This is a genomic window from Tenacibaculum sp. DPLXC6 (assembly GCF_056815515.1).
The window spans coordinates 1,110,635-1,136,225 of the sequence record NZ_CP141806.1 but is presented as its reverse complement, the minus strand read 5'-3'; the positions used below and the strand labels follow the sequence as shown (position 1 = coordinate 1,136,225).

Sequence of the window (25,591 nt, the reverse complement as noted above, 5' to 3'; positions counted from 1 at the left end):
TTAAATATCTTCTTTGTTAATTATTCCTCCCCATTCGTCTGAATAAGCATATATGTCATTTTCAAGGTTAATACAGTAATTTTCGAAAAAAAACTTAAAAGACGGAGCTATGAACTCTCTTACACTGTCGTCATGCCACATTCTTATTATTTGGCCTTTGGTTCCATTTTCAGTAGGGTCCATGTCTATACAAAGATGATTTCCTGATCCATCATAGGTAATTGGTATCCATTTAGGGTTCCACCAAAAGTTTTTAATTTCTTCATCAGGCTCAGCTTCACTATCATCAAAGTCTCCATTTTGATATAAATCATACCAAATTTTCCATTCGTCCATTATTCGGTCAGAAGAAAGTAACTCTTCAGCATCTATAAAACCGTCAGCATTTCTATTTTGACCATTGTGTATACTTAAAAAGGCAATAAAGTCTTCAGGTAATTCTGTTTGTATAGTTTGTTGTAATTGTTTTATTTCTTCTGGTTGAATTGAAGGTTGAAGTTCTTTTGATAAATGAGGAGCGTTTGAAGTGATCCAATTTTTAAATCTGTTCCATAAGTTTTCAATTTCAATTTTTTGGTTTTTCATTTTAATTATTTTTTTGTTGCGTAATATTGATGCCAGCTAAACTCTTTGTGTAAAAAACAGATAGGTTTTTTCATAGCATCTTTGAAATTTTCAAGCTAAAGTACTATGTGTGGAAAATGCTAAAGGAAGTTTTTTCGCTAATTTTTCGTTAAAAAGAGTAGAGGAGACTAAAACTGCATTCCTAGTTTAAAGTTTAACACCCTTCCAGTCATGTAATTAGGAATACCGTATTGGTTTTTACTGTAAGCATCACGTACCCATGTGTTGGTATTGGAGTTACGAATATCAAAAATGTTAAAAAGTTCTAAACCAGCAGTAAGCTCTTTAAAACTTCTTAAAAAGCCTGTTTTATGTTGTTTGTTTGCATCTGCAAAAACATAAGAAATTCCTACATCAGCACGTTTATAATCATTTAAACGGTTTTGAAATTCATATACATCTGAATATGCAGGAGCTCCACCTGGTAAACCTGTATTGTAAACTAAGTTTAAGTAGGCTTTTAAATCGGGTAAGTTGGGTACATAATCTTGAAATAGCACACCAAATTTTAAACGTTGATCGGTTGGTCTAGCAATGTAACCTCTATTGTTAATATTTTCTTCAGTTTTTAAATATCCAAAGCTCACCCAACTATCGTTACCCGGAACAAACTCACCATTTAAGCGAATGTCTAAACCATAAGCATAGGCATCGGTAACATTATCTGCGCGATAACGAATGCGTACATTATCTACAGAGTAAGCATTTACATTAGATAAGTCTTTATAATAAAGTTCAGTAACTAATTTAAAAGGACGTTCCCATAAGTTGAAACTATATTCATTCCCAGCAACTAAGTGAATTGATTTTTGTGCTTTTACTTCGGGATGTACTTGTCCGTCATAATCACGTAATTCTTTATAAAAAGGAGGCTGTGAATACCATCCACCAGATATTCTAAATAGCATATCGCTCTCCCAATCAGGTTTTATAGCAAATTGCGCTCTAGGGCTAAAGATTGTTTGAGAATAATTATTGGTAGAAGCTGTTTTTATAGACCAATAATGAGAACGAACTCCAATATTCATCCAAACTTGGTGATCGTTCCACATTGCTTTTCTACTAAATTGTAAAAAACTAGTAATACGGTTAATGTCTGTTTCATTTTCTGCCCTCACATTTCTGTAAGGCTCAATAGGACCTGTAAAAGGTTCGTATGGTTGATTATTTGTGGTGTGGTGCGGTGGACGAACAGAAAAACCTAAAGAATCTATCATTTCCCATTCACGAATACGGTCTTTAATATTTTCTTTTTGGTATTTAATACCGGCTTTCCATTCATTGTTACCGTCTTTTAAAGTAGCTTTTAGTTGAATATTGCTGATTAAAGCATCCAAGTCGTTACGTGCATGATTAATTTGTGAACCAATACCTTGAGAAAATTCAACTTCACCAAAATCTTCAGAACCAATATTACTATTTACTTCTCCTATTGCATAGGCAGCAGCAATATCAAAGTACTCTTCTTCTTGTGTGTTAAAAGATGAAACAGTACCAGTAAGTTCCAGATTGTCGTTAACTTGATAGTCAGCAGAAAAAGCTCCAAATAAGGTTTGAAAACGATCTTTTTCTTGTCCTTGATAAAAAATAATTAACTCTAGCGGATTCGTTAAAGTTCCAAATCGGGTTTTGCGAGTTAATGGTTTGTAATTATAGTTGTTAAGAGAAAAATTTCCTAAGAAATTTAATGTAAGTTTACTAGTTGCTTGGTAGCTTAAAAATGATTGGACATCTGTAAATTGAGGTCTAAAGTTTATTTCAGTTTGTTTACTATTTACAAATAAGCTATTATCACGATAACGAACACCAACAATTGCACTTAGTTTATTATTAGCAAAAGTATCCTCAATAGTAAAACTTCCTCCTAATAAACTTAAATCTAGTTGAACGCCAAAGTTGTTTGGTTTTCTATAGGTAATATCTAGTACAGAAGACAGTTTATCACCATATTTGGCTTGAAATCCACCCGCAGAAAAATTAATATTCTGAATCATATGAGGATTGGTAAAACTCAATCCTTCTTGTTGACCAGAACGAATTAAGAATGGACGATATACTTCAATTCCATTAACATATACCAGGTTTTCATCAAAGTTACCACCACGAACATTATACTGAGTACTCAACTCATTGTTATTACTAACTCCAGGTAGTGTCATCAATATATTTTCAACACCAGCATTGGCACCAAGTATGTTTTTTACTTTTTTAGTTTTTATTTTGGTAATTCCTTGGGCTTCTTTTTGTTGGTTTTTAACAATAACTTCTTCTAATTCTTCACTCTTAATTTGTAAAGTAGGAGAGAAGTTAAAATTTCTTTTTCCTCTAGAGGTGAATTTTTTCACTAAAGTTTTATAAGAAACATGTGTAAATGTAACGGTAACTGTTTTTCGAATAGGAATGGTAAATTGATACATCCCGTTAGCATCGGTAGTAGTTCCTTTTGATAAATAAGAAATCGCAACTCCTTCAATTGGTGTATTGAATTTATTGGTAATGATTCCTTTTACTGTAGCTGTTTTTTGTGCAAAAACTAGTGAAGGGAACAGTAATAAAAGAATAAATTTTTTCAAGCTTGTTTAGTTTACTTTTCTGAAAAATGTAGCTGAAACCGTTTCAGTATTACCCACATTATCAGAGACTACAAGTTTAAAAATATGTTTGCTACCTACCAACTTTTTATCATTAAAATCGTATGTAAGGATTCTTTTTTTATGGTTATATTCCATTAAAATCCATTCACCATCAATAGTAGCGCGGTAATTTTTAATGCCAGTTTCTTTATCACCTATTTTAACTTTAAGAGTTTTGTTTTTAGAAATCCATTGGTTATTACTAAAATTATACAATTGAATTGTTGGTTTTTCAGTGTCAAAACGTAAGGCATAACTACCTAAAAGTTTAGTAGTAGTATATACTTTGTCTATTTTCTTTTTAGTAGATGTATATCTAGAATACCTAGGATTTGTAACATTAGCGATATATACATGTTGTTTTTGATCTTCTGTTAAGAAAGAAGTTTCAAAAGTTAGTGTATAACGTTTATCTAAAGGAATTGTAGGGTCGTGAACCTTAGCAGTACCATTTTCAACCTTAAAATCAATAAAACAATCTTCATAAAAGGTGTTTTTAGGAAAAGCAACAGTTACGTTTTTTTGATGGAATTTATTAAATTCAGTTGCTGTAATTTTGTAGTTAGTAGTGTCTTTTTGTTTAAACACTAAATTACTAGAAGTTCCTCTAACTGGTATTCTTACTTTTGATGTATTGTGCTTAAAGTCTTTAGCTATGATTTCAATATTGTAATTAGCTCCGTTTTCTATATGAATCTTTCCGTTGTTTACTAAATCTTCGTACAAGCTAAGCCTGTTTGCTTTTACTTTATGTGTTCTTTGTACTCTATTTCTGTATTTTTTGTAGTGTTTATAGTCTATTAATAGATTAATATATTTACTTTCAGCAAAGGAAAAGGTTTCAACATCATGATAATACATACGCTTGCCATTAACCTTCATTTCTAAACTATAAATTCCATTTTTATTCAATGCTCCATTCAATCGGTCAAACACACTAATACCAAAACCAATAGTACCACTAGCAGTAATTTTTTCAGCTACATAATTACCATTACCGTTGTTTTTAAAAGAAATAACAGATTCTAATGCAGAATTATTAATTCTTGCATCGTCACTTAATGGATATGCTATTAATTTTTGAACAGTAGGTGTTTTATCATCTTTAGCTGTTAAACCAAAATGCATAGGGTTGATAATATGTTCAGTTTGCGTGTTTCTAATTTCGTAATGTAAATGAGGACCTCCAGAGCTACCAGTATCCCCAGTATAACCAACAAGTTGTCCTTTTTTTACTGGGAATTTATCGGGTTTTAAAAAAAGGTTTCCTGTGCTATATTTTTCTTTCTTATACTGAATGCTTTTTACATATTGTTGAATGCTTGGTTCAAATCGTTTTAAATGAGCATATACGGTAGTGTAACCATTAGGGTGTGTTATATACAATGCTTTTCCAAAACCATATTGCTGTACTTTTATACGAGAAACATATCCATTTGCAGGAGCGTAAATAGGAATACCTTCTTTTCCTTGGGTTTTAATATCTATACCAGAATGAAAATGATTACTTCTTAGTTCTCCAAAGGTACCAGATAGTACTACAGGTATTTTTAAAGGGTTTGAGAAGTAATTTCGTGGATACTTATTTTGAGCATTACCACTAATAAAAAAGACTAATAAAATAACAGAAAAATAAAATTTCAAAATGCAACAGTTTTAAAGCAAAACTAGTAAAATTCTAACAAAAACCTTAAGGGCTTAGAATCAGTGTTTTGGTAAAAAACACTAAAAGAGTTGCTAATTATAAGTTATATTAATAACTTTGTGAATATAGTTTTATTCTCTAAAATAAATGAGTAACCCTTTAAAAGCAATTCATTTACTGGAAGATAGGTTAAAGAACTTACTTTCTAACTATGAGTTTTTGAAAGAAGAAAATAAAGTTTTACTTCAAAATAACGCTGAGTTACAAGTTTTATTACAAGAAAAAGAGAGGCAATTAGAAGAACAGCAAAAACAATTTAATTTGCTTAAAGTTGCAAAAACTATTGAGGGCAGTAACGAAAATACAAGAGAAACAAAACTCAAAATAAATGCTTTAGTTCGAGAGATTGATAAATGTATTACTCTTTTGAACACATAATACAAAGTTCTTTGCATGGCAAAAATAAAAGTTAATGTAGTAATTGCTGGTAGAACGTATCCGTTAAGTGTAAATAGTACCGATGAAGAGGAAGGGTTACGAAAGGCAGCAAAAAGTATTAATGAATTGATAGCCAATTTTGAACAAAGTTATGCGGTAGCTGATAAGCAAGATGTTTTAGCAATGAGTGCTTTACAGTTTGCGTCAAAAGCAGAAATAGTATCGTTAAAAAATACTAAAGAAAAAGCCGAAGTATTGCAAAAGATAAATGAATTGACTAACTTGCTAGAAGATCATTTATAAAACGTTCTTTAAAATATATTATTTAATATACTGCCTACATTAGTACATTGTTTGTTAAACTCAACGTTATTCAATTATAAAGGATGAGTCGTGGTTAGTAAAGCAAGCCGATTTTACCTCGGATCCTTGATCAATCAGTTAATCCTAAACTTGTTATTTTGGAGTTTTTAAAACCCTATTGATGTAGGCTTTTTTTATACAATCAAATCAAAATTATGGAGGGAATATTATTTCCTGTTTTAGCAGGAATTATAGGTGTAGCAGTAGGTTTTTTTATTGCTAAAATGTTAGAAAAATCTAATGCAAATAAATTAATACAAGAAACAAAGAAAGAGGCAAATAGCATACTAAAAGAAGCTAAAGTAGAAGCCGAAGCAATAAAGAAGGATAAGATTTTACAAGCAAAAGAAAAGTTTATAGAACTTAAGTCTGAGCATGAAAAAGTAATCCTATCAAGAGAAAAGAAAGTTTCTGATGTAGAAAAAAGAGTAAGAGATAAAGAAAGTCAAGTATCATCAGAGTTAGATAAAAGCAAAAAACTTAATAAACAGTTAGAAAAAAAAGAAGCTGATTTTGATTATAAATTAGAATTCTTAGAAAAGAAAGAATCAGAATTAGAAAAGATGCACAAGCGCCATGTAGATATGCTTGAGCAAATTTCTGGACTATCTGCAGATGAGGCTAAAACCGAATTAGTAGCATCATTAAAAGACGAAGCAAAATCTGATGCTATGTCTTTCATTCAAGATACTATTGAAGAAGCAAAAATGACAGCGCAACAAGAAGCTCGTAAGGTAGTTTTAAATACTATTCAAAGGGTAGGAGTAGAGCAAGCTGTAGAAAATTGTGTATCTGTATTTAACTTAGAGTCAGATGACGTTAAGGGTAGAATTATTGGTAGAGAAGGAAGAAACATCCGTGCTTTAGAATCAGCAACTGGAGTTGAAATTATTGTAGATGATACACCTGAAGCAATTATCTTATCGTGTTTCGATCCTGTTCGTCGTGAAATTGCTCGTTTATCAATGCATAAATTAGTAACAGACGGAAGAATTCACCCAGCAAGAATTGAAGAGATTGTAAAAAAGACGGAAAAGCAAATTACTCAAGAAATTATTGAAGTAGGTAAACGTACTGTAATTGATTTAGGAATTCACGGTTTACACCCTGAACTGATTAAAACAGTTGGACGTATGAAGTATCGTTCTTCTTACGGTCAAAATTTATTACAACACTCACGTGAAGTAGCAAACCTTTGTGGTATTATGGCTGCTGAAATGGGGCTAAATGCAAAAGCTGCTAAACGTGCAGGTTTATTACATGATATAGGTAAAGTACCTGAAACAGAAAGTGAATTACCACACGCATTATTAGGAATGCAATGGGCTGAAAAGTATGGTGAAAAACCAGATGTATGTAATGCAATTGGAGCTCACCACGATGAAATTGAAATGAAGAGTTTAATAGCTCCTATTGTTCAAGTTTGTGATGCGATTTCAGGAGCAAGACCAGGTGCACGTCGTCAAGTATTAGATTCTTATATTCAACGTTTAAAAGATTTAGAAGATATTGCTTTTGGATTTAATGGAGTACAAAAAGCTTATGCTATTCAAGCAGGACGTGAATTAAGAGTTATGGTAGAGAGTGCTAAAGTAAACGATACTAAAGCAGCTGAATTATCATTTAATATTTCTCAAAAAATTCAGAATGATATGACCTATCCAGGACAGGTAAAAGTTACTGTAATTAGAGAGACAAGAGCAGTAAACGTAGCGAAATAATTATTTAATTATAGAATAAAAAAATCCCTCATCAAATTTGATGAGGGATTTTTTGTTTAATCATGGTTTCTTCTTGATTTACCTTTTTGTTCAGGCTTCCCTTTTCTGTATTTGTTTTTATATTTTTTGTTTTTGAAAGCTTTGTGTTTACGTCTTTTTATAATTTTACTACGCTTTCCAATTTTAGCATTTGGTAACGCTCTGTAGTAGTAAAAGTTATTATCTTCTCTAAATTGACGATAGTTTCTTCCAAAATCTTTTCTGTAAAAATAAACGTCATCATAATCAAAAATATCACCTATGTTTATATCGATATTTACATCAAATCCATCATCGTAATAGTAGTGATCATCATCATGGTGATGGCGGTGTCCTGGTTTTACAAATCCTCTGAACCTAGGATTACCCCATCTATCGTATTGAATATGTAAGTTTCCTACTTTAAATAAGTTTCCAAACTTATACCTCATAAATACACTACCAATTCTTTTTACATTTCCTCTGGCATCGTAGTTTATATAAACGTTTCCTACACTTCTAACACGACCTCTTCTATCACGTTTAATACGAACGCCATAATCTGAGTATCTATCGTAGTGGGTATTGAAGTCGAAATCTCCGTTTAAAAATACGTGAAATTGAATTCCTCTTTCTACAAAGGCAACAGCGTCATTATAACGGTTTGTAACCCCAATTTTGCTAGTTGATTTTTCAATGTTGTCGGCATTTGCAGTTGTTAATGACATCATTGCTAATAATAATAGTATCCCTGTTCTCATAATTGCTAATTTTAGGGTTATGCTTACTCTATATGCTTTTCGGCTTCCGCAGTTGATGTATAATTTTCAAAGAGCGTGCCAAAAAATACTTTAAGATTAATTTTAAGTTGAACTTTAATTCTTTGATTTAGTTTATGTTTTTGGTTTTCAGTGTTTTAGTTTGGGTTGGAAAAATAATTTATTTCTCCAAGTAAAAAGTTCTATATTTATACGACTTACTTGAAAACTTATACTTACGAATGATAGCAGCTATTGATAAAAACTTACAAAGAGGAATTAAACTATTAGAAGCGATTAGTGATGAACAATACAGTGATACATCAATTCCACCTTATTATTCGAGTATAGGAGCAAATATGAGGCATATTCTAGATGTTTTTGCCTGTATTTTTAATGGATTGAATAAAAAGTGTGTTGACTTTTCTGATAGAGAGCGTAATCAATTAGCAGAGCAAAAAACTGAGTCTGGAATAGCATATTTTAATGAAGTTATTGAGCAATTATATTGTTTAGAAGCAGAAGATTTTGATACAATTATTTCTGTTACAGATGATTTAGGTACAGGAAAAGTAACAGCAAATTATACTTTGGGTAGTGCCTTAATACAAGCACATAGCCATGCAATACATCATTTTGCTAGTATAGGTTTTATCATAAATCAGTTAGGGATAGAATTACCAGATGCAGATTTTGGTTACAATCCTACTACCCCAAAAAAAGAGCTAGTAAAATAATTATCGGTTAATGTATACCCAACCTTTTTTTAGTTTCTGATACGCGTTTGGTTCGTCACCTAATTCTAGGTAGTAAAAGTAAGTAGCAGCAGGAAGTTTATCTTCTCTGTTAATAGTTGATCTTCCGTTAGAAGTACCATCCCAATCGTTTTTATAATCTTCAGTTTGATAAACAATATTTCCCCAACGATTATAAATTACTAGTTTATTGTGAGCATATTCATTTACTTCATCAAAAACTAAATAATCGTTTAGGTTATCTCCGTTTGGAGAGATTAAAATATTGTTATTATCTGTGTTAATTTCATCATCTAATAATGATCCAATTGTAATTACTTCGTATTCATTGGGGACGAATGCAGCTGATGTAATTGTCCCTTCATATAAATCTCCAGTAACTTCTAGTACATCTAAATTTATCCATTGATTTTCAGTTTTACTCCAACCTACTACAATTAATTGTGAAATTTGATTGGCTAAGGAAGAAATATCGCTACGGCTATTCCATGTTAATGTAATTTGGGTTTCATTTTTTCCGTCTAAATCCCAAAACTCAATATTGCTAATATTTTCAATTATAGCTTGCTTCTGGTCTGTTAAAAAATTAGCAGTAAAATTAGTAGGGAAATTCGGATCCTCATAAAAATAAGCTCCTTTAAAAAAGTAGTATTTATTGGTATGAGGTAAACTCATAGGACGTAACATTACTCCATCTCCTATAGGAAAGGTAAAGTTTGATGTATTTTTATTTCCTTGCTTTAAAGAGGTGTAGCCGTTTATATGTCGTTCATTATCTTCACCTGCGTAGAAATCATAATCAATGAAATCGAATGAAATATCCGTATTATTCCTTGGTGTAATTACTTGTCCGTTGATGAAGCTTAACTGATTGCGTACACCTAAAGAATTGTATAGCTCTAGGTCTTGTAGCGCATCAATTTCTACATTAAAAAAGGTGATTTTGTTAGTGCCAGAAATAGTTCTAGCTTCGTTATCAGCATAAAAACCAGCAAAACCAATATAATTGTTTAAGGTACCGTTGTTTACCAGGTTGGTATGGAAACCAATTTGAGCACCATCGTGTAACTGTACATTACCCGAATTTTGAAATGCATTTTGTGCTATAGTTAGAGTAATACTACTCATAAAAAAAATAAACGATATGTGTTTTTTATATAATATCATTTATTTACTCTGTAAGTTATACGACGGTTGGTAATGATTTTTCCAGAGGGTTGATTGCAGTCATTAACAGTTATTATTACTGAGTTTGAAGCATTATAGCCAGAGTTTGTAATACTTATTTGATAAGTTATATTACCATCAGTTGATGGTGACGCAGATGTTGTATCAGAATTTACGTTAATTATATTACCAGTCGTAGGTGCTGAAGTCCAATTGTAAGTAGTAGTATTTCCAGAATTGTAAGCTGTCCCAGATGGGTAAACTGTAAATGAAATACTTTCTCCAGAGCATAACTCTGTAACACTAGGTACTATTGTTACGGTTAATGATTGGTTACCCCCAGAATTATTAACTTCATCAAAAGATTCTACACCACTACCGCCACCACCGTTACAAGTAGCATAAATGTTTTTTCTTGCAGTTCCTATCTCTAATGTTTGATTTTTACTACAAGGAGGAGGGTTTATGTAAATCCCGTGTGTTGAACCTAAAGAAGGATCATCAGGTAGTGTGTTTTCAACAATTAGTTCAGTATCATCATTAGATAAGGTTAGTGTAACAAAGCTAATCCATTTTAAAAGTCCATCTAGTTTGATTAAAAAAGTATTGGTAAAAATGGTAGCATTTGAATTAATCTCTAAAGTTTCAATATTGGTGTCGTTATTATCTCCAATAGTTATTGAGTTTACAGAGATAGAAATAGATGAATTAATAGTGATAGTATTACCATTAATTATATTAACGTCGTTTGTAGGACCATCCCCAGGATAGTAAGTGGCGGTTACCCAATTGGTACCATCAAATCGCTCCCAGTTTGTAGCTGTTGTCCAGTTTCCTGAATTAACACTTCTAAAATCATTAATACTTTGTGCAGATATATTGGTAAGTATCCCTAGGAAGAAGAAAAACAGTAAGAGTTTATTTTTTAACATATCTGCCTCTTTAGGTTTACTTAACTACAAAAACAACATTGATAATAGTGTTGTCGTTTGTAGGGATATTGTCTACGCTATAGGTCATTACCCCATTGTCATCTATACTATTAACAGTTAAAATAGATGTGTCGTAATCGGTAACGTAGTAGTATAATTCATCAGCATTATAGGTAGGTATTGTAGCAGGTGCACTAGTGCTACCAATAGCAGGACTATTAAATTGAGCTGTATATTGTGTGTATAAATTGATAGTTCTACCCGAACCAGTTGTACTAGCATCTATTGCAATTGATGGAGGGTAGAATATTCTAGAAGCTTTAGTTGGGGCTATTTGTTCCCAAGCTCCGTTATTGTATATGTATATAGTATTGTGTTCACCTGAGGTTAATTCATAAATAAAAAAATCATTTTCTACAGGGGTGTAACCTACAGGGAAAGAATATGTAGCAGGTGTGCTTGTTGAAGAGTTTGATGTTTTTGTTACAGTATTTTGTTGGTTATTAACCCATTCTACACCTGTACTTGTAGAGGTTAATATTTGACCAGAAGTTCCAGCAGAATTATTAACATCTAATAGTGTATTATTAAACTCAGTAGGGCTTTGTAACATAATGTTACTAGGAGCAGAAAGTTGCATTGTTGTACCTGCTGATATTTGAGAAGAAGTTCCCGAAGATATTTGCATTGTACCACCAGTGGAACTTATTTGCGTACCTAGAGTACTAAATAATTGTAAGTAGTTGATGTTATTAAAAGTTAAGTTGTTGGTATTACCATTTAAAATACGACTACTCGTCAAAGTCCCGTCGGATGTATAGATGTTTTGAGATGCTAATGTAGAGGTGATTAATTTCCAACCGTCTACAGTATCATATATTTTTATTTGACTATTGGTTGTATCAAACCAAACATCATTTTCAAGAGGAAGGGTTGGTGCAGTTGTAGAGGTGGTTACAGTATTGTTATTAACTGTTTGTATAGTACCTTTATTATCAATAACCCTAACTTCTTGTGCATTGGCGCTAAAGCTTAGTAGCACCAATGCAAAAGTTAGTATAAATACTTTAATATGTTTAATGTTTTTATACATTAATATAATTAATTAATATAGTGAACTTCAATAACATCACCAGCATAAATAGGTAAGTCAGCGGAGATATTTATATCAATAGATCCAGCTGTAGTTGCAGTGAAATCAGTATTCCAACGTAATTTCACTCCATTTCTGAAGACAAATAACTTAGCTTCATTTGTAGCGTCAATAACAGGTAAACCAGCAACAGCTATAGTTTCAGTAGTACCATTATTAGTGTTAGTTGGAGGAGTAGCCTCTCTTCTTATTGCAGTAACTTGAAACAAGTCAGCTAATTCGATTTTCTGGATAGCACCAGTAGCTTCATCTCTAATTAATACGGTAAAACCAGTTGCACCTGCACCATCATCATGAGCACCACGATCAACTGCATTTGTAGAAGCAGTACCTGCAGTTACTAATTCTAAGCCATTTAGAGCAAACTCAGCTGGATTACCACCTGGACCTCCAGTTGCACTAGCTGTAATGTACGTATTGTCAGTTAACGTACCTCCTAATTGCCAGGTAGTAATTACCCCTCCGTTAGGAGCCGTATCTGTAAATACAGTTAAACCATTACTTGCTTGTAAATACTTAATTGTTCCTTTGTTGTCTACAACTTTAACAGAACCACCATCTTCACCTAATACAGTGTTAGCTTGTTTAGTGAAGTCTGTACCTGCATTCGTAGAAGTGTCAGTTCTCTGAGCACTAACAGTACCTACAGCTAATAAACCTACAGCTACTAAAGCGACTTTTAATTTGTTTGTAATTGTTTTCATAATTTAAGAATTGATTGCGTTATTAATCTTTTTAATTTTCTGTTATGTATTAATATAATTGAACTATTCGTATTTCATCACCTGCATAGCATACGGCATCAGGTTCTATAGTAATTGTTGTAGCGTTATTAACTGTAAAATCTATTCGTACTCCGTTTCTGTATACATTAATTTTATCAGTTGTATATAATGTAAGACCAGTAAATGTTACTTGTCCATCTGTAGCTGTAATTTTTGTAACTTCCTCTCTTAGTAAATTAGAACTGGTTACTTTTCTCAAAACCCCAGTGGATCTGTCTACTGTAACTATATCGTCAGTTGTAGTATTTCCATTTTCTAAACCACTAATAGCTAATGTATTTGTAGTATTAGTTTCAATAGTGGTAGGTTGAATTAATACACCACCTAATTGAATAGTATTACTTGCGTTTATCAAAAGCCCATTATTAGCAGATGGTGTTGAGTTTGATGTTACCCATGTTGTACCGTCGTAGGCATAAATTATACCTGTAGTTGTATCTACATAAACATCGCCAGGTATTGGGTTAGGAGCTGTACTAGCATTAGGAGCTCCGTTACCTTTTCTTGGGTTGTTATCTATAGAAATCCAATTGGTTCCATCCCAAATACTAGTGGTATTGTTTAAAGTATCGTTAATCCAAAAATCACCTACGTTATTGTCAGATGGAGGAGTAGAAGAGGTTGTAACTTTAATTGATTCTCGTGTGTTTCCAGAATCACCATTACATAAGCTTATCCACGAAGTTCCATCATACATAAAAACACAGTTTTGATCAGTATTGAAAACTAAGGCACCTCGTAAAGGTTGGATAGCGTTCATTTGAGTATCTGTCATTCTACTAATAACTAACACCTTGTCTGAACTTTCCAGTTCTAAAATAGAGCTTGAATGTATAGAAGAGGGATTCTCTCCAACTTTAACTTGAGAAAAAGTTGGAATTATTGCACAAAAAAGAACCAATGAAAAAAGTAATCTTCTTTCCATTCAGTTGAGTAGTTAATTGGTTTTAAGACTCGGGGGGATTCTTATAATACATGAACATGTATTCGCTGACAAAGATAGAAAAGATTTTCTATTTAGAGAGGTGTTTAATTTTTTTTGTGTACTTTTTTAATAATATAATCTCATTAAGAAAGCTCATAGAATCTTTGTATGGAGTGTTAAAGTTTCTGTGGTTTGTAATAGCAATAGTAAAGAGTGACTTCCAATGTGTTCTTATAGCTTTTAAGGCTTTTAAGTAGGTGTAATTTTGTGAATCGTAAATGTGAGTAGGTTCTGCTATTATTCCGTTTATTTCTAGTATTTTAAAGTCGATTCCCTCCTCTAATTCTTCAAAAGTGTTGTATTTTAAATCAACTCGTCCATAGTACCAACCAGGTATTGATTTACTTAATTTATCAAAGGTCGTAGTTAGTTTATCACTTATTAAATGGTTACCGTTAATAAACTGCGTTCCTTTGGAGTGATTACCTACAGCTGTAAGTTTAATAACTTTATTTTTAATAGGGATTTCTGTAAGTTTATCTTGGTGAATTTTAGAAAATAATTCTATGTACAATTTAGCTCTTTCATCAGCTAGAATAAGTTCTTTTAATGTAGAAGTTCCGTCTCCTGTAACAGATAAAAAGCGTTTTAAAGTTAATGAAGAAATTTTGCCAGAATCATTTTTGGGATTTCTATGATAAAATATACCACATTCATTTTCGTAATCTAAAAACTCTTGAATAATAATATCAATAGCATATTTTTCAAGATAGTTTTTTAAGGCGTCTTTAGATGCTATTTTTTCAACTAGCAACCCACGAAAGCCTATATCAGGTTTTGCAATTAAAGGAAAGTTGATTTTTTGTTCTTGAATATTTTTACAAACGATTTCGAAATCAGTATTTGGTTTAATTAAAACTGATTTTGGGCGGTGTTTTTCAGGAACTAATAATATGGTTTCGTATTTGCTTTCAGTACCATTTCCTGAGCTTTTTATACATGGGTTAGCAGCACTAAAAAAGGCCAAATGTTTTGCTTTATAAGCTAAATAAAAAGCATATGGAATATTAGGGAGATAAAACATAGCGGATGGCCAGTGTTCCCAATCTGTTATTTTTTTTATGGAATTGCTTCTAATCAAAAGTTATTTGCTGAAAAGGTGATCCAATATGGTTTTAAATGTTTTAAAGCCATAATATACGGTAAAAAGTATTAACAAAATACCAATTACTAGTAAGCCATAAGCAATAAAAACCTTAGGAGCTTCTTTAAAAGCTCGCATTGCCTTAAAGGCAACGCTTAATACCAATGGAGAAATAATAAGTAGGCCTAGAAAAACTAAAAGCTTTTTTATACCAGTTTCAAAAGTAGTAGGTTTATTCATTAGTAAAGTTTTTTATAGCTTCACGAACACTTCCGTATTTTTTTAATAAATCGCTAGCGGTTTTTTGGTCGATATTTAATTCAGAAGCTAACATTTTTTCTCCTCTATCTACTAACTTGTTGTTAGACAATTGCATGTCAACCATTTTATTTCCTTTAACTCTTCCTAATTGAATCATACTAGTTGTAGAAAGCATATTTAATACTAGCTTTTGAGCTGTTCCTGCTTTCATTCGGGAACTCCCTGTTACAAATTCAGGACCTACAACTACTTCGATAGGGAACTGAGCAGTTAATGCCAAGGGGCTTCCTTGATTACAAGTTATACAGCCTGTTACAATATTATTATCATTGCATTTTTCTAAGGCAGATATAACATAAGGGGTAGTACCTGATGCAGCAATTCCTACAACAACATCTTTTGATGATATTTTATGCTCTTGTAAATCATTCCATCCTTGATTTGTTGAATCTTCAGCAAATTCAACAGCTTTTCTAATAGCATAATCGCCACCTGCAATAAGTCCAACAACTAATTCGTGTGGAACACCAAAAGTAGGGGGGCACTCACTAGCATCAACAATACCTAATCGGCCACTGGTACCAGCACCAATGTAAAATAATCTTCCACCTTTTTTTAGTCTCAGAACAATTTGTTCTGTAAGCTTTTCAATTTGGGGAAGTGCTTTTTCTACAGCTAAAGGAACTGTTTTGTCTTCTTTATTTATGTTAAATAATAATTCAGAAATACTCATTTTCTCTAAATTATTGTAGTTAGAGTCTTGTTCAGTTGTTTTTGTAAACTTCATGCTTCAAATTTACTAATTAAAAGTTTCAAGAAATTAGAATGTGACAATTATAATTTTGTCGTGTCATAATTATGTGCCAAACAATGTTATGGGGAATTAAATAGTAATTCGGGGGACATTATTGTTTAATAATTTGTTTGGTTTAATTGTTTAAACAAAAAAGCAGGTGATTTTATCACCTGCTTTTGAATTTTATATAATTACTTAATTATATGCTTTGTAATATATTGTTAAGAGTGTTGCTTGGTTGCATTACCTCATTAGCTAAAGTATCATTAGGTTCATAATATCCACCAATGTTTACAGCTTTACCTTGTACAGAGTTTAATTCTTCAACAATAGTAGTCTCATTCGCAGTCATTTTTTCCGCGATAGGAGCGAATTGAGCTTTTAAATCAGCATCTTTATCTTGAGAAGCTAAAGCTTGTGCCCAATACATAGCTAAATAAAAATGAGAACCTCTATTGTCCAATTCTCCAGTTTTTCTTGAAGGTCCTTTTTTGTTGTCTAATAACTTATCTGTAGCATCATCTAAAGTTTCAGCTAATACTTTTGCTTTACTATTATCATTTGTTTCACCTAAGTGCTCTAAAGAAACAGCTAAAGCTAAAAATTCACCTAAAGAATCCCAGCGTAAGTGGTTTTCTTCAACTAATTGTTGAACATGCTTTGGGGCAGACCCTCCAGCACCCGTTTCAAACAATCCACCACCATTCATTAATGGTACGATAGATAACATTTTTGCTGAAGTTCCTAATTCTAAAATAGGGAATAAGTCAGTTAAGTAGTCACGTAATACATTTCCTGTTACTGAAATAGTTTCTTTACCTGCTTTAACTCTCTCTAAAGTATATTTAGTAGCTTCTACTGGAGATAAGATTTTAATTTCTAATCCTGTAGTATCGTGATCTTGTAAGTACTTTTCTACTTTTTTAATAATCTCTCTATCATGAGCTCTTTCTTCACCTAGCCAAAAAACTGCAGGTGCTCCTGTAGCTCTTGCACGAGTAACAGCTAATTTTACCCAATCTTGAATAGGTGCGTCTTTTGTTTGACACATTCTCCAAATATCACCAGCTTCAACAGTATGCTCTAATAAAGTAGTTCCGTTGGCATCAATCACTTCAACTTTTCCATTAGAAGTAATTTCAAATGTTTTATCATGAGAACCGTATTCTTCAGCTTTTTGAGCCATTAAGCCTACGTTAGGAACTGTACCCATTGTAGTAGGATCAAAAGCGCCATTCTTTTTACAGAAATCAATAGTTTCTTGGTATAAACCAGCATAAGAACTATCAGGAATTACAGCTTTAGCATCTTGAGGCTTTCCTTCTTTATTCCACATTTGACCTGAAGTACGAATCATTGCCGGCATAGAAGCATCTATAATTACGTCAGAAGGAACGTGTAAATTGGTGATTCCTTTGTCAGAATTTACCATTGCAACATCAGGGTTACTAGTGTAAATAGCTTCAATATCTGCTAGAATTTCTGCTTTTTTATCAGCAGATAACTCTTCAAGGTTACTTAGTAAGTTACCAAAACCGTTATTTACATCTACACCTATTTCTTTAAAGGTATCGCCATGTTTAGCAAATAAATCTTTAAAGAAAACACGAACAGCATGACCAAAAATAATAGGGTCTGAAACCTTCATCATGGTTGCTTTCATATGTAAAGAGAATAATATTCCTTTATCGTTAGCGTCTTTAACTTGTTCTTCTAAGAAAGTTAATAATGCTTTTTTACTCATTACAGAAGCATCAATAACTTCTTTCGCTAATAATGATAAGTTGTCTTTTAATATAGTTTTGTTTCCGTTAGCATCTGTATGTACAATTTGTACATTAGTTGCATTTGGTACAGTAACTGATTTTTCGCTATGAGCAAAATCACCTTCTGTCATTGTTGAAACATGAGTTTTAGAGTCAGCACTCCAAGCCCCCATTGAATGAGGATTCTTTTTTGCGTAGTTTTTTACAGCTTTTGGAGCTCTACGGTCAGAGTTACCTTCACGTAAAACAGGGTTTACTGCAGAACCTTTTACTTTATTATAACGTGCTAAAATCGCTTTTTCTTCATCAGTACTAGCTTCTTCTGGATAATCAGGTAAAGCATATCCTAAAGCTTGCAGTTCTTTTATAGCTGCTTTTAATTGAGGAACAGAAGCTGAAATATTTGGAAGCTTAATAATGTTGGCTTCTGGTTTTTTTGCTAAATCTCCTAAAAAAGCTAAAGCATCTTCTACTTGTTGCTCTTTAGGTAAAAAGTCTGAAAAATTAGCAAGAATACGACCAGCAAGAGAAATATCTTTGGTTTCTACTTCTATGTTAGATGATTTTGTAAAAGCTTTTACGATTGGTAAAAACGAACGAGTAGCTAACGCTGGAGCTTCATCCGTTTTTGTGTACATAATTTTAGCAGTCTTATTCATATTTATAAGTAATAAATTAAATTATATTTTGAAGTGATGCAAATTTAAGAATTACGGGTGAGTTTTTTGATGGTAAATTGTTATTAATTAGGGGGTTTTATTATGAATATGATAATTTAGAGAAGAGGAATGGAGATTTTGTTATTAAAAATAAAAGCCATGTCAAACAATTTCTTGTAATTGACATGGCTTTCTTGAAATAGTAAGAGGTACTGAATTGTATTGCTACATTATCAAATAAAACTGTGTTTATGTTTTTCCCTTAGAAAAAACTACGTTACTACCTCAAAAGAAACTTCGCTCCATAAATTATATCATTTATAAAACAAAAGCTTCGGTGTTTTTAAACAGGTTAGTTAAGCTAAATATAAACCAATAATACTTATAAACTTATAACTAGAAAACTATAAATTATTAATAACTTACAATTAATCAAAAATTATGATGATTGAATTTAGCCTTAATTATGTTTAAAAACAAAATATATAAAGAACGTTACTTTAAAAGGTTTACTTTTTGGTGATTAATATAGTCAACTATAATTCTGACGTCACTTACTTTGTAAACTCTTCTCCAAATATAAGAAATAAATATCTCTTTTTGAGTGTCTTAAGTGTTTTGTTGTTAACAAGTTAGGAGTGGTGCTTTATTAACAAATGTGAATAAAAAAACACCATGAAAATCATGGTGTTTTTAATTTCTTTTGAGAAGAAGTTTTTAGTGTCTTCTTTCTTTAATTCTTGCTTTCTTACCAGTAAGACCTCTAAAGTAGTAAATACGAGCTCTACGTACTTTACCTCTTTTGTTTATTTCAATCTTTTGGATAGATGGTAAGTTAATAGGGAAGATACGCTCAACACCTACAGTACCAGACATTTTTCTAATAGTAAATGTTTCAGAAGCTCCGCTTCCTCTTTTTTGGATAACAACTCCTCTAAAAAACTGAGTACGAGTTTTGTTTCCTTCTTTAATTTCGTAGTATACTGTAATAGTATCTCCAGCTGCGAATTCTGGTAATTCGTTTTTTGTTACAAATTCGTCTTGAACAAATTTTACTAAATCCATTTCTTTGTTATTTATGGTTGTATAAAAGCAACATTCACGATTTTCGTCAGAGGTTGATTTTGTGGGTGCAAATTTAGAACTTTTCTTTTGATAAAAAAAATAAATAAATCGTTGATTATTAGTTAATCTAACAAATCTGGACGTATTTCTTTTGTCCTTTTATATGCTTGTTCCGAGCGCCACTCTTCAATTTTAGGAAAATTACCCGATAATAATACTTCAGGTACTTTCATCCCTTCATACTCAGAAGGTCTTGTATATACAGGAGGTGATAGCAAGTTATCTTGAAAACTATCTGTTAAAGCTGAAGTTTCATCACCTAAAACCCCAGGAATTAAACGGATAATAGCATCACATAAAACTGCTGCTGCCAATTCTCCTCCAGTTAATACATAATCTCCAATAGAAATTTCTTTGGTTACAAACTTATCACGTACGCGTTGATCTACACCTTTGTAGTGACCTGTTAAAATGATAATATTTTCCTTTAATGAAAGAGTGTTTGCTGTAGTCTGATTTAGGGTTTTAGCATCAGGAGTCATATATATGATTTCATCATATGCTCTTTCTGATTGAAGTTTTTCAATACATTTTGCAATGGGCTCAATCATTAAAACCATTCCAGCACCCCCACCAAATTGGTAATCGTCTATTTGACGATAGTTTCCAAAACCATATTCTCGTAGGTTATGAAAATGAACTTCAGCGAGTCCTTTATCTATAGCCCTTTTCATCATCGAATTTTCAAATGGGCTTTTAATTAAGTCTGGTTCTACTGTGATAATATCTATTCGCATGCGGCAAAGATATATCTTTTGAAAGATATTTTACTGTGAGAATATTTTTTTGAATTTCTTAGGAAGTTCTTTTGTAATCGTTATTTTTTCTTTAGAAAAAGGGTGTATAAAGGATAGGGTAGATGCATGTAAAAACAATCCTTTTCCGTTTAAAATCAAATCTTCTAAAAAGTATTCTTTATCACCTAAAATCGGATTACCAATACTAAAAAGATGCTTGCGTAATTGATGCTTTCTTCCTGTTTTAGGAGTTAATTTAACTAAGTTCAAGTAATCAAATCTAGGTGATTTAATAGTTTCAATAACTTTAAACGAAGTAAAAGCATTTTTGTCTTCAATAGGAAGGTTAATTTCTCCGTTTTTCTGCATTTCTCCAATACTAATTGCAAAGTATGTTTTTTGAATTTGTTTCTTTTCAAATAGTCGGTTTAACGTAATAATACTGGAGGTTGTTTTTCCAATGAGTAATAATCCACTTGTTGGATAGTCCAATCGATGAACTGGTCGAGGACGAGTAGCATCAGCTAATGTACTTTTTTGCAGGTTTTGTGTAAGAGCATTGTCAATTGTAGCAAAAGAATTCCCACTTACTAAGATTCCTGAAGGTTTATAAATAATAGCTAAATAGTCATCTTCGTAAAGAACTTCTAAAGGAAAGTTAAATTGTTTTTTCTTAAGAATTTCTTCTGTTTGAAATAAGTCAATAGTTTCTCCTCCTTTAATATATAAAGCTGTTGTAGCTGTTTTACCATTAACGTTTACTAATCCTTTTTTAATGGCTTTTTTTATGCCAGATTTTGTAGGAATAGTTTTGAAAATTCCAACAGCATATTCTTGTAGTCGAATAGGAGTTGCTATATTTTTTACGTTGTGAGTTTCAGAAATTTTCAAAAAAGAAGGACTTTGTTTTGTTCAAAATTAAGCAAATAATTTTTGTTGTCAATTACTTAACGTTCTTGCCTTTTTTTTTAACACTGAAAGAAAAAAATAGTAAATATTTTAGGAAATAAACTATTTTTAAAGAGTAAGTCTTTGAATATGAGATTAAAGCAAAAAAAAAACTCTTAAATAGTCTTTAACCAAACTTAAATGATGTTGACTTTAAAAAGGATACATCTATACTTTATTAGCTTTTGAAAAAAGATAACTACATAATAGTTGCTTCTGATACCCCGCATACTGTTTCTAAAATAGTAAGTGAGTTAGTTGATTTACGAGGATATAGTACTGTTACAGTGAATTCAATTAAATTATTAAAAGAGTTTTTACATACAATTACACCAAAACTTATCATTCTTAATTTTAAGAACAATAATATAGAAATTAAGTATTTTTTTAACTCGTGCTCAAAAATTATTGCCCCAGTGCTTTGTTTGACTAATCAGTATGAGGTTGTTGATTTTTCATCTGAAAAAACACCCATAATGATTCAAACTCTTGAAAACAGTTTAGGAAATAAGCATTTGTTATGTAATGTGAAAAGTATTTTGTCTCTTAGTTGTATGCATCATAGTCCTAGATTAGATACCAACATAAGAGAAGATTCAAGTTTTTTAATTGAAAATAAAAACTTGGCTCGTTATGTTTTAGAGTTAGATCAAAAAAAGGCATTGTTAAAAAGTATGATGGAACGGATAAAAGAATTGAGCTCGTCAGTGGATCATACAACAAGAGGTAGGTTAAATTCTATTATAAACAATATAAAGTTAAATACTAGAACAAATCATTGGGATGATTTTAAAGTTTATTTTGAAAATATTAATCCTGGTTTTATAAAAGAGTTATCAAATAAGTTTCCTTGTTTAACTGTAAAGGATATAAAATATTGCTGTTATTTAAAAATGAATATGTCTAATGAAGATATAAGATATATTTTAGGAATAAGTAGAGAAAGTGTCCGAACTCATAAATACCGTTTAAAGAAAAAAATGATTTTAGAAAAACAACAAGATTTAAAAAGTTTTATTAGTTCTTTTTAGAAAAAAATAATCTGATTACTTTATAAAAGTGACTCTAAAAAAGAGTCACTTTTTTTGGTTAAAGATTAGATGTCTACGTTTTGTCTACGTAAAAATAGAAAGTTAAAAAGATGTCTATGATTTGTATATAGTAGCTTTTAGGTTGCTTTATTTCTTGTGTTTAACTTTGAGAAACCAAACTAAAGTCCCCTGAAAAGCAATGATTTTTAAGTCGTTACAGTTTACGAGTAATATGCTTAATCAGTTTTTAAAAAATAAATTCGGATTAAGTGATGATGTCGTCGTAACTAATAATATTATAGACCAAAATGGAACAGTACCTATTGAAAATCAGAATAAGGTAGTGATAACATTAATTCACATAGGTCAAGAAACAGTCAAATCTTTCTACAGTCGAAATAAACGAACTAGTAATGGTAATTATGTAAGTAAACCATTAGAGGAGCGATATAATTTATACATATTAATAGCTCCAAACTTTGAAGACTATAATGAGGTGTTAAAGTTTTTGAACACATCAATACAATTTTTTCAAATTAATACAGCATTAGATGCTAATACTTCATCTAACATTCCTAAAGGTATCTTACGTTTAGAGTTTGAGTTTGAAAAAGGAGATGGATATCAGCAAATGCATAATTTATGGAGTGCATTAGGAGCTAAATATCAGCCAAGTGTTATCTATAAAATGAAATTGATTAGTATTACTTCAGATGAAGTTAAAGGCTTTACACCAGAGATTACAACAACCTCTAATACTTCAAAGGATGTATAGTAGTAGCTTTAATAAAATGTTCAGTTTAGATGTAATGCATACTTATTTTGAAAATAATATATGTAGAGGTTTACTGTATGTAGCATCAAAAGAAACAGAGGATATTATTAAAAGATTCTCTTTAAGGTTAAAAGTCACAGATACAGGCTTCGAGTTTTATATGGATGCTAAAAATACAATAGAAAATCTTTTAAATTATATAACTCTAGTAACAGGAGAGGATTCTTTTAATTTCAATATCACTGTCACAAATCAACAATTTTATCATTACACAAACTTACCAGTAAATGAAATAGGAGTTATTGAGTTTAGTAGCTCATCAGGGGTAACTATCAATAAAGAAAAGTTATTGACTCCAAGTTTTAAAAAAAAACAAGAGGTAAATATACTTTTTAAAGTAGCTATAAAATTTGAAGATTTGGTGAAGTTAGATCAAAAAAAAGAGTTAGTTAACTATAAAATTCAATTTGAAGCTAGAGAAACACAGTGGAAGTATTTTGTAGTAAATAATAATAAGCAAAATCTAGGAAGTCTATCAATAAAAGGAAAATCAGATGAACAATTTAGTGGACCTTTTGATGTAGTACTTCAAAATGGACAAAAAGCTCAAGAGTTTTCACTAGAAGAACAATTGCTACCGCTATCTGAAGTTCCAAAACACCAGTTTAACTTGGTAAGTGTTACCAAGAAAAACGGTGTAGATAGGAAAAAGATAGTCTGTAAAGGGTTACCAACACCAAATCCTAATACTATTAAAATAATGGGAAGCGAATTAAATTCAGTAGTTGCTTCTTTAATGTATGTATATATATAGAGTAAATAAAAATAACAATAACCAAACGTTTTATGAATTTATCAACCATTAAATCTCCAGGGGTTTATATCAATGAAGTAAATGCTTTTGGAAATTCAGTAGTACCTGTTGCTACTGCAGTTCCCGCATTTATTGGATATACTCCACAAGCTATGTACGAAGGGACATCGTACACGAATGTACCTACTAAAATAACGTCATTCGCAGACTTTCAGGCCATTTTTTGTTTGCCTAATCCACCAGCACCAGCAGACCCAGCAAAACAATATGAACCAGAATATTATTTAGTACAACAAGATAGTCAACCTACACAAGGAGACTATATGATGATTGGGAATACTTTTTATTCAATTCTACCAGACCCTAATACAGTTTACTATCTGTATAATAGCATAAAGTTGTTTTATGATAATGGAGGAGGAGATGCATATATTGTTTCGGTAGGACCTTATGGAGAACCATCAGGAGGTCCAGCCACTATAGGTGAACAAGTAGTAAACCCTAACGTTCAAATTAATCAATTAACAGATGGTTTAGCATTACTTAAGCAAGAGCAAGAACCAACGATGTATATATGTCCAGAGGCAACATTATTATCAGTAGAAAATAATGCTTCTTTAATGCAAGCTATGCTGTTACAATCAACAGAAATGCAAACAGCGGTATGTATTTTTGATATTATTGGAGGAGATAATCCAGACCCATTAATGTATATGGATGATATTGAAGCATTCCGAAATAGTACAGGGTCTAATGGGTTAGATTATGGTACAGCTTATTATCCTTTTGTAGGAACAACGGTAATGCAATCTACAGATATTGATTACACAAATCTTTTTGGAGGAGATGTATCACAATTAAAAGATATTTTAAGTCCAGCAGATAACCCTAATGCAACGGTTGATGCTATTATAGCAAATATTCAAAATCCACCAGGAGGAAAAGCACTAACAGTTAGTCAATATAATAACTCATTATTAGTAGCGAGTCCGACCTATAGTACTATTATAGCTAAAGTATTACAAGACGCAAACTTATTGCCACCTAGTGGAGGTATGGCGGGAGTAATAACAACAGTAGATAATCAAGTTGGTCCATGGCAATCACCAGCAAATACTTCAATGGTTGATGCGGTAAACTTACCAATTAGCTTATCAGAGACACAACAAGCTGATTTAAATGTAGATGCAATTTCAGGAAAATCTATCAATGCTATTCGATTTTTTAATGGATTGGGGATCTTAATATGGGGAGCAAGAACGTTAGATGGAAATAGTAAAGATTGGAGGTATTTATCAGTAAGAAGAACAATGATTTTTTTGGAACAATCTTGTAAGCTAGCTGCAAACGCGTATGTATTTGCTCCTAATGATAAAAATACATGGGAAGCGGTAAAAGCAATGATTGGAAGTTTTTTAAATGGAATATGGAAACAAGGAGGTTTACAAGGAGCGAGTGCTTCTGATGCTTTTTCTGTAGAGTGTGGGTTAGGAACCACAATGACTTCTGAAGATATTTTAAATGGTTTTATGAATGTAACAGTAAAAGTAGCAATCGTACGTCCTGCAGAATTTATTGTATTAACCTTTCAACAACAAATGGCTACTTCTAGCTAAAA

Annotated in this window: 24 protein-coding genes and 1 other RNA gene; 9 read left to right on the top strand and 16 right to left on the bottom strand. The window is 31.7% G+C overall.

The annotated features are described in order from the left end of the window. The 3 genes from VCM48_RS05000 to VCM48_RS04990 form a co-directional block, all read right to left on the bottom strand. Window positions 1-585 (bottom strand): SMI1/KNR4 family protein, encoded by a 585-nt coding sequence (locus tag VCM48_RS05000; RefSeq protein ID WP_482271853.1) that lies wholly within the window; start codon window positions 583-585, stop codon window positions 1-3. A gap of 167 nt (window positions 586-752) precedes the next feature. Further along, a complete protein-coding gene (locus VCM48_RS04995) occupies window positions 753-3,197 on the bottom strand; it encodes a carboxypeptidase-like regulatory domain-containing protein (protein WP_482271852.1) in 2,445 nt (814 codons plus the stop codon). A gap of 6 nt (window positions 3,198-3,203) precedes the next feature. After that, a complete protein-coding gene (locus VCM48_RS04990; protein WP_482271851.1) occupies window positions 3,204-4,901 on the bottom strand; it encodes a M23 family metallopeptidase in 1,698 nt (565 codons plus the stop codon). A gap of 148 nt (window positions 4,902-5,049) precedes the next feature. Here VCM48_RS04990 and VCM48_RS04985 point away from each other — a divergent pair, with 148 nt between their 5' ends. The 4 genes from VCM48_RS04985 (at window position 5,050) to rny (ending at window position 7,424) form a co-directional block, all read left to right on the top strand. Next, entirely contained in the window at window positions 5,050-5,340 is a 291-nt protein-coding gene (locus tag VCM48_RS04985; protein WP_274640145.1) for a hypothetical protein, read from the top strand. 15 nt (window positions 5,341-5,355) lie between these two features. Next, on the top strand, window positions 5,356-5,643 hold the full coding sequence (locus VCM48_RS04980; protein WP_274640144.1) for a cell division protein ZapA: 288 nt from the start codon (window positions 5,356-5,358) through the stop codon (window positions 5,641-5,643). A 58-nt stretch (window positions 5,644-5,701) separates the two neighbouring features. After that, window positions 5,702-5,810: non-coding RNA, 6S RNA (gene ssrS / locus VCM48_RS04975), on the top strand. A 48-nt stretch (window positions 5,811-5,858) separates the two neighbouring features. Then, the gene (gene rny / locus VCM48_RS04970; RefSeq protein ID WP_440121193.1) at window positions 5,859-7,424 is read left to right on the top strand and encodes a ribonuclease Y; all 1,566 of its coding nucleotides are present in this window, start codon (window positions 5,859-5,861) and stop codon (window positions 7,422-7,424) included. Between the two features lie 56 nt (window positions 7,425-7,480). Here rny and VCM48_RS04965 read toward each other — a convergent pair whose 3' ends face one another. Then, complete coding sequence (locus VCM48_RS04965; protein WP_482271850.1) at window positions 7,481-8,203, bottom strand: hypothetical protein; 723 nt, start codon at window positions 8,201-8,203, stop codon at window positions 7,481-7,483. Between the two features lie 239 nt (window positions 8,204-8,442). Here VCM48_RS04965 and VCM48_RS04960 point away from each other — a divergent pair, with 239 nt between their 5' ends. After that, the gene (locus VCM48_RS04960) at window positions 8,443-8,937 is read left to right on the top strand and encodes a DinB family protein (RefSeq protein ID WP_099213793.1); all 495 of its coding nucleotides are present in this window, start codon (window positions 8,443-8,445) and stop codon (window positions 8,935-8,937) included. Here the strand turns inward: VCM48_RS04960 and VCM48_RS04955 are convergent, their stop codons facing one another. From VCM48_RS04955 to VCM48_RS04900, 12 genes are all read right to left on the bottom strand, one after another. Then, on the bottom strand, window positions 8,938-10,083 hold the full coding sequence (locus VCM48_RS04955) for a T9SS type B sorting domain-containing protein (protein ID WP_482271849.1): 1,146 nt from the start codon (window positions 10,081-10,083) through the stop codon (window positions 8,938-8,940). It lies immediately after the preceding gene. Window positions 10,084-10,118: 35 nt separating this feature from the next. Continuing rightward, a complete protein-coding gene (locus VCM48_RS04950; protein WP_482271848.1) occupies window positions 10,119-11,054 on the bottom strand; it encodes a hypothetical protein in 936 nt (311 codons plus the stop codon). A 16-nt stretch (window positions 11,055-11,070) separates the two neighbouring features. Further along, a complete protein-coding gene (locus VCM48_RS04945) occupies window positions 11,071-12,147 on the bottom strand; it encodes a hypothetical protein (RefSeq protein ID WP_482271847.1) in 1,077 nt (358 codons plus the stop codon). 8 nt (window positions 12,148-12,155) lie between these two features. Next, a complete protein-coding gene (locus tag VCM48_RS04940) occupies window positions 12,156-12,911 on the bottom strand; it encodes a hypothetical protein (protein ID WP_274640138.1) in 756 nt (251 codons plus the stop codon). A 49-nt stretch (window positions 12,912-12,960) separates the two neighbouring features. Beyond that, the gene (locus tag VCM48_RS04935) at window positions 12,961-13,917 is read right to left on the bottom strand and encodes a hypothetical protein (protein ID WP_482271846.1); all 957 of its coding nucleotides are present in this window, start codon (window positions 13,915-13,917) and stop codon (window positions 12,961-12,963) included. 88 nt (window positions 13,918-14,005) lie between these two features. Then, the gene (locus tag VCM48_RS04930) at window positions 14,006-15,058 is read right to left on the bottom strand and encodes a D-alanine--D-alanine ligase (protein WP_482271845.1); all 1,053 of its coding nucleotides are present in this window, start codon (window positions 15,056-15,058) and stop codon (window positions 14,006-14,008) included. A 3-nt stretch (window positions 15,059-15,061) separates the two neighbouring features. Next, window positions 15,062-15,301 carry a DUF6095 family protein gene (locus VCM48_RS04925; RefSeq protein WP_440121202.1) on the bottom strand — a complete coding sequence of 80 codons (240 nt, stop codon included), beginning with the start codon at window positions 15,299-15,301 and terminating at the stop codon, window positions 15,062-15,064. Then, window positions 15,294-16,109 (bottom strand): N-acetylmuramic acid 6-phosphate etherase, encoded by an 816-nt coding sequence (murQ, locus tag VCM48_RS04920; protein ID WP_482271844.1) that lies wholly within the window; start codon window positions 16,107-16,109, stop codon window positions 15,294-15,296. Before murQ ends, VCM48_RS04925 begins: the two co-directional genes overlap by 8 nt. A 208-nt stretch (window positions 16,110-16,317) precedes the next feature. Next, on the bottom strand, window positions 16,318-18,543 hold the full coding sequence (locus VCM48_RS04915; protein ID WP_482271843.1) for an NADP-dependent isocitrate dehydrogenase: 2,226 nt from the start codon (window positions 18,541-18,543) through the stop codon (window positions 16,318-16,320). A 717-nt stretch (window positions 18,544-19,260) separates the two neighbouring features. Continuing rightward, window positions 19,261-19,608, bottom strand: a complete 348-nt coding sequence (gene rplS, locus VCM48_RS04910; protein WP_274640133.1) for a 50S ribosomal protein L19 — start codon at window positions 19,606-19,608, stop codon at window positions 19,261-19,263. Window positions 19,609-19,730: 122 nt separating this feature from the next. Then, a complete protein-coding gene (gene trmD, locus VCM48_RS04905; RefSeq protein ID WP_440121205.1) occupies window positions 19,731-20,405 on the bottom strand; it encodes a tRNA (guanosine(37)-N1)-methyltransferase TrmD in 675 nt (224 codons plus the stop codon). Window positions 20,406-20,435: 30 nt separating this feature from the next. Further along, complete coding sequence (locus tag VCM48_RS04900) at window positions 20,436-21,296, bottom strand: RluA family pseudouridine synthase (protein WP_482271842.1); 861 nt, start codon at window positions 21,294-21,296, stop codon at window positions 20,436-20,438. Window positions 21,297-21,538: 242 nt separating this feature from the next. Between VCM48_RS04900 and VCM48_RS04895 the strand changes: the two genes are divergently transcribed. The 4 genes from VCM48_RS04895 (at window position 21,539) to VCM48_RS04880 (ending at window position 25,589) form a co-directional block, all read left to right on the top strand. After that, on the top strand, window positions 21,539-22,384 hold the full coding sequence (locus VCM48_RS04895) for a helix-turn-helix transcriptional regulator (protein WP_274640130.1): 846 nt from the start codon (window positions 21,539-21,541) through the stop codon (window positions 22,382-22,384). A gap of 199 nt (window positions 22,385-22,583) precedes the next feature. Beyond that, window positions 22,584-23,159, top strand: coding sequence for a Pvc16 family protein (locus tag VCM48_RS04890; RefSeq protein WP_274640129.1), 576 nt, complete (start codon window positions 22,584-22,586; stop codon window positions 23,157-23,159). 16 nt (window positions 23,160-23,175) lie between these two features. Beyond that, a complete protein-coding gene (locus VCM48_RS04885) occupies window positions 23,176-23,973 on the top strand; it encodes a hypothetical protein (protein ID WP_482271841.1) in 798 nt (265 codons plus the stop codon). Window positions 23,974-24,005: 32 nt separating this feature from the next. Continuing rightward, window positions 24,006-25,589 (top strand): phage tail sheath family protein, encoded by a 1,584-nt coding sequence (locus tag VCM48_RS04880; RefSeq protein WP_482271840.1) that lies wholly within the window; start codon window positions 24,006-24,008, stop codon window positions 25,587-25,589. The last annotated feature ends 2 nt before the right edge of the window (window positions 25,590-25,591 follow it).